Source organism: Methylobacterium platani (assembly GCF_001653715.1).
GTDB lineage: Bacteria > Pseudomonadota > Alphaproteobacteria > Rhizobiales > Beijerinckiaceae > Methylobacterium > Methylobacterium platani.
The window spans coordinates 52,440-53,413 of sequence record NZ_LWHQ01000046.1; the positions used below are offsets into that span (position 1 = coordinate 52,440).

A 974-nucleotide genomic window follows, 5' to 3' on the forward strand; every position below is an offset into this window, starting at 1 on the left:
TCGCGGTGTCGTGGACCGTGGCGTTGCACTCGCGAAGTGCTCCAGGTCCTTGATTCTGCGCATTTTCTGAGACGAACCGGTATCCACGTCGTCGGAAAATGCTCTAGGCGGTGTGGACAGTTACCGAAGCCAGAGGACGATGGCGGCGATGGTGACGACGGCGGCGTAGTTGCGGGCTGTCTTCTCGTAGCGGGTCGCAACGCGGCGGAACTGCTTGAGCTTGGCAAAACAGCACTCGATCAGGTGGCGCTCGGTATAGAGTGCCGTATCGAGCTCATACTTCCTGGCGCGTGAGGGGTTGTTCGGGATTACGGCCGTGGCGCCCTTGCCGGCAATCGCCTCGCGCAGCCGGTCGCTGTCGTAGGCCGCATCGGCCAGGACCACCGCGGCGGGAAGATCTGCCAGCAGCGTCTCAGCCTGGGGCGCATCGCCCTTCTGACCAGCCGTGAGGGCAAACCGGACCGGACAGCCAAGACCGCGCACGACCAAGTGGATCTTGGTGCTCAGGCCGCCGCGGGACCGGCCAAGGGCCTGATCGGACGGGGCCGGATCATCAGACCCCCTTTTTTCGCGCCCGCCGCATGTTGGTGAGCGCGCACGATGGTGGAGTCGACGATCAGGTACTCGAAGTCAGGATCGTCGGCCATGGCCTCGAAGAGGCGCCACCACACGCCCTTCCGACTCCAGCGGCTGAAGCGGCGAAACACGCTGTTCCAGTCGCCGAACGCTTCGGGCAGGTCGCGCCACGGCGCGCCGGTGCGCAGGATCCAGAGCACGCCTTCCACGAACATGCGATTGTCGCGACCGGTCGAGCCGCGCTGATCCGGCCGGCCAATGATCAGGGGGGCCATGCGCTCCCACTGGGCATCGCTGAGAACGAGACGGTCCAGAACTCCCAAGGCGGCGCTCCAAAAAGCAGCCTTGAATCACTCCTCTCCCGCCAAGGGAACCCCAAGAGTCCACACCGCCTAGCG

Annotated in this window: 1 protein-coding gene; it reads right to left on the reverse strand. The window is 65.0% G+C overall.

The window, feature by feature from the left end; genetic code table 11:
- Positions 1-120 precede the first annotated feature (120 nt).
- Positions 121-899, reverse strand: a protein-coding gene (locus A5481_RS32715) for an IS5 family transposase (protein WP_425350200.1) whose coding sequence is annotated in 2 segments (ribosomal slippage) — positions 121-567 and positions 570-899 — 777 coding nt in all. Because the reading frame shifts where the segments join, the coding sequence is not laid out codon by codon here.
- Between the last annotated feature and the right edge of the window lie 75 nt (positions 900-974).